Origin of the sequence: Sphingobacterium shayense (assembly GCF_013179575.1) — a bacterium.
Lineage (GTDB): Bacteria > Bacteroidota > Bacteroidia > Sphingobacteriales > Sphingobacteriaceae > Sphingobacterium > Sphingobacterium shayense.
On sequence record NZ_JABMCQ010000228.1, the window covers coordinates 1 to 4,788 of the forward strand.

Below are 4,788 nucleotides of genomic sequence, written 5' to 3' on the forward strand. Positions count from 1 at the left end.
AAGTCTATCCGATACGCGAACGTTTTCTTTAGTAAGGTGGAAGAGGTGCCCTTTACAGGCGAGGTTACTGACGGCAAGTCCGATAAGGATCGATTGACTGGTGAAGCACATTTTTTACGAGCATTTATGTATCATTATTTAGTAGCGCTCTATGGTGGTGTACCTTTGGTTACGGAGGCCTATGACCTGAATAGTGAATTTATGGTGCCACGCAACTCCTATGCAGAATGTATTGATTTTATTGTCGCTGAGTGCGATAAGGCGGCAGCCCTATTGCCAACGGCATACAGTGGAGCACGCATCGGACGAGCGACAAAAGGCGCTGCTCTAGCTTTGAAATCAAGGGTTCTTCTATATGCGGCTAGTGATCTGCATAGTCCGAACGAGGTTATATCTGCGTTTGATGAGCCAGCATTATTGGGCTATACTGACGATGGTAAGGAAGGTCGCTGGCAAAAGGCAAAAAATGCTGCAAAGGAAATCATCGATTTGGGTACATATGCTTTACACAAAGCAGAACCAAGTGAAGGCGATTCTGTTGCGGCTAACCTGACGGAAATTTTCTTGACCAATAATACGTCAGAGGATATTATGGTTAAGTACTTTGTTACTGTTATGGATCAACGTTGGGGGTTGTATACGTCCCCGAACGGATATTATGGATGGGGCGTGAATGCACCGATAGCCAATTTTGTGGACGCGTTCCAAATGAATGACGGTACGCCCTTTGATTGGAATAATCCAGAACATGCGGCCAATCCATATGCTAACCGCGAACCTCGTTTCTACGCGACTATTTTTTATGATGGGGCATCATGGAGACAGCGCCCTGCGGACGCTCAGGGGCTTGATCCGGAAAATAAGCTTCAGACCGGTGTGTATAAACGATGGGATGCTAAGATTAACAAAGAATACGATGCTTACGGAATTGATACAAGGAACGGACCTATTGAAAATTGGAATGGATCGTACACCGGCTATTATTGTCGAAAATACATCGATCCAAATATGAATGTACAGTATGTTCGTCAATCAGTTACCTGGAGATTTTTCCGTTACGCTGAAGTATTGCTTAACTATGCGGAGGCATGCTTAGAATTAGGACAGGAGGGAGAAGCACGTCAGTATATCAATTTGGTTCGTAAAAGAGCTGGATTGCCAGCGACAACGGCGAGTGGAGAAGAACTTAAAGAGGTCTATAGAAACGAGCGCCGGGTTGAATTGGCTTTCGAAGAGCATCGATTTTTCGACGTGAGGCGATGGATGATCGGCCCAAAGGCGTATAGCCCTGCATTTCAGGCAAAAGTAGAATACCCTTTGAATCCGGATAAAACGACGTCCAAGACGCCGATAGTAAGACATGTAAAATTTGAGGACCGTTCATGGAATAATAAGTCTTACTTTTTTCCTATTTTCAGGGAAGAATTAAACAAAAACAGTGAATTAATACAAAATCCAGGATACGAATAATTGACACGATGACATACTTTAAAAGAAGAAATTTTATAAAAACGCTGGCGTTAACATCTGCAGCGACGCTCGTTGGAAAGTCAGGTCTTGCGACTGAAATTATCGACAGGCCGGCCTCAAAAGGACAGGCCACATTTGCATTTTTAACCGCACCATATTTGCAACACCGTACACAAGATGGGATTACTGTTTGTTGGATTACTAGCGGACCAGCCTTTAGCCACGTCGAGTATTGGCCGGCGGAGGATCCGGCTAAAGTACAGGTTGCACGAACGGTAAAGAACGGATTGGTGTTAGCTAATAATACCATCAACAAGATTCGTGTGGAGGGACTACAACCAAATACGTCATACGGTTATAGGGTCGTTAGTAAAGAAATCGTGAAGTTTGAAGCCTATGCGAAGGCTTTTGGTGCAACTTTGAGCAGCGATAAATTCTCGTTTGATACAGTAAACCCGAGTAGCTCGACAGCATCATTGCTTGTGTTGAATGATGTACATGATCGGCCGCATTCGTTTGAAGTGTTAGAGCGTTTGTATGGTAGCAAGCAATACGAAGATGTGATCTTGAATGGAGATACATTTGATTATCAAACCGGCGAGAAGCAATTAATCGACCATTTGATCAATCCCTGTACAGCTCTTTTCGCTTCGCAGAAGCCCTTTATGTTGATGCGTGGAAATCATGAAACGCGCGGCGCTTTTTCTTACGCAATGGATGATTATTTTGAAAATATCGATAAACGCGCATATTTCTCTTTCGTTCGAGGTCCGGTCTTTTTTGTCGCTTTGGATACAGGCGAGGACAAGCCGGACGGTGACGACGCTTATTACGGAATGGCGCAGTTCGATCCATTCCGGGAGGAACAGGCAAAGTGGTTGAGCGAGGAGTTAAATTCAGAGGCAGCGAAAAAAGCATTGTATCGAGTTGTAATCATGCATATTCCACCTTTTCATTCTGGTGATTGGCACGGTGCAATGCACTGTCGAAAGGTTTTTCACCCTGTGTTGGAAAACCAAAACGTGGATTTGGTGATCAGTGGGCATACGCATCGTCCTGGTATACACCAGACGCAGGCAGAGCATAGTTATCCGATCATTATTGGAGCCGGGCCGAAGGAAGGGCAACGGACGATTATCAAGGTTGAAGCCGATCAGTCTAAACTTGAAGCGAATCTTATCCAAGAAACTGGAGAGACGTTAGGATCGGTGAGGTTAGACCCGCAGCGGCACGTATAACCTTTAAGGTTTTTAAACAAATATCTAAGGGCTTATGATTTTTTCATAAGCCCTTTTGCTTAGCGCCTTTTTCTTGGACTCTTTCTCGGTAACAGGTCTTTCTTTAAAATAGTTTTTCGATAACGAACTTTATCAGTAGAGTCTTTTTTCGTATGTGTTCTGACGGTTAGCGACTATGAGCAAAATAAGAATATTTTACATTGATTTATGTTTGTTATGGTGATTTAGTAGTTTTATATACAGTAAGTTATATTTTTTAAAGGAATAGTATGAAAAGTTCAACTAAGTATATTCTGACAACCGTTGTCATGCTTTCGTTACTAATTTATTTTTCGTCTTGTAAAAATGTTAAACAAATATCGGAAGCAGAGCGTGTAAATATCAAGAAGGAACTTTTAGAGATGGTCACAATAGACCAGATTGCCGCGAGTCCTCGACAAGGAATTTACAAGACGTATAGCACTGAAAAGTGGCAAAATTTTAAAGATAGCGTGTTCACGTCGCATAAAGAAAAACTAGATGTTTACTATCAAAAATACGGCTTTCTTGGCTATGATATGGTTGGCAAGGAAGGAGCAACACATTTTTGGCTTCTCGTGCAACATTGCGACCAATTCCCTGATTTTCAAAAACAAATATTAAAAGACATGGAGAAGGCTGTAAAAAAGGGGAAGGCCAATGCAGAAAATTTTGCCTATTTATTTGACCGTGTTCAGGTAAACGCTAATAAAAAACAAAGGTTTGGAACGCAAGTTACTTATGAAGTGCAAACAACAGGGAGAGCTTTCCCAAAAATTGGATTGCTAGATTCCGCTAGGGTTGATCAGCTCAGGCTTGAGTTTGGCTTGACTCCTCTTAAAGAATATCTTAATCAAATGACTACAATGCATTATGAGATGAATAAAGATTCGTATTTGAAAAAAGGAGTAAGCTCCCCAAATTTATACCACTAAGGAAATCGTGCTGTGGTAATTTTATTCAACTGTGTTATGGGAAATATTATTTTTTGCTAAAAAACTCCACGATGATAGTTCTAAAAAAATAGATGCATATTTCAGTGACTAAAAAGGCTTATTAAGCGGTGTTAAGATTCTAATCCGTTTTGAACGCCGCCCCCATTAATTTTTGCTCGGTTCTTGGAATGCCAATCTCTTTAGCGAATTCTTCCCAATGTTTAACTGAGTCTACGACTTCACGGATAATTCGATTCATTTTAAAGTTGTCCAGTCTAAAATACTCGCCGACATTCTTGGCTAATTCGAAATCTAAATCGTTATTCGTCATGTCGATATTCAGTGCTAATCCATCTTTATCAATTGAAGGGTTTATATCATAAGCCGGAGATAATTCCCAACCTTGAGCGTTCAAAACAAATCCATGATTTCTCAAATGATCATCCGTATTAGAAACGGCTATATTAAATACTATTCTCCGCCATAATTGAGCTAGATTTTCATCAATATTACAGCCGTGGTCTTGAATAAATTCTACAATATCTAAATAACTAGCTGGCTGGTCTTTTATTGTATCCTCATTATTTCCTGTCATAGTCATCGCTGACGAGAAGTGGATTCGATCGGTACCGATTCGGTCGAATCGTCGCGTAAAGAAAGTATGAAAACGACCACTAACTTTTTGTAGTCTACAATCTGCCATGTCAACTCCGGCATTAATTGCCAGTTTATATGTCAAAAACTCCCATGCAGCTTTGTCTATGGAATCATTTTTCGAAGGAAATTTGGCGATCCATAATTGATTTTCGTCGTCTAAAATATTAGCTTTTGGTCTTGCTCCACCTAGAGAAGATCCAGGAGCAATTAGTAGCTTCAGCCAATTATTAATAGCTTTGCTTTCAGCGTCATTCTCATATTGGACCACTGCTTGCTGCAGTTCACGCACATTTGACCAAGGGGGGGTAGATTTTTCACTATTATTATCCAAAAAATCACCAGTGGGATCAAGTTTAAAACGAAATGCTCCCATTCTTGTCTCGTCATATACCCCTAACAGGAAGTCTATGTCATATAATGTTCGTGCTTTCGTACCATTCGTTATAGCTAATTGAACTTCTCTGCGTTTC

General features: G+C 41.0%; 4 protein-coding genes. 3 read left to right on the forward strand and 1 reads right to left on the reverse strand.

The features are described 5' to 3' along the window. The 3 genes from HP439_RS17705 to HP439_RS17715 form a co-directional block, all read left to right on the forward strand. Window positions 1-1,470: RagB/SusD family nutrient uptake outer membrane protein (locus HP439_RS17705; RefSeq protein WP_172391663.1), on the forward strand; the 1,470-nt coding region annotated here is incomplete at its 5' end. Between the two features lie 8 nt (window positions 1,471-1,478). Further along, window positions 1,479-2,708, forward strand: coding sequence for an FN3 domain-containing metallophosphoesterase family protein (locus HP439_RS17710; protein WP_172391664.1), 1,230 nt, complete (start codon window positions 1,479-1,481; stop codon window positions 2,706-2,708). A gap of 269 nt (window positions 2,709-2,977) precedes the next feature. Next, window positions 2,978-3,661, forward strand: a complete 684-nt coding sequence (locus HP439_RS17715) for a DUF6624 domain-containing protein (RefSeq protein WP_172391665.1) — start codon at window positions 2,978-2,980, stop codon at window positions 3,659-3,661. A 139-nt stretch (window positions 3,662-3,800) separates the two neighbouring features. Here HP439_RS17715 and HP439_RS17720 read toward each other — a convergent pair. Continuing rightward, window positions 3,801-4,788, reverse strand: a 988-nt coding sequence (locus HP439_RS17720; protein WP_172391666.1) for a type II toxin-antitoxin system HipA family toxin, incomplete at its 5' end; no start/stop codon positions are given.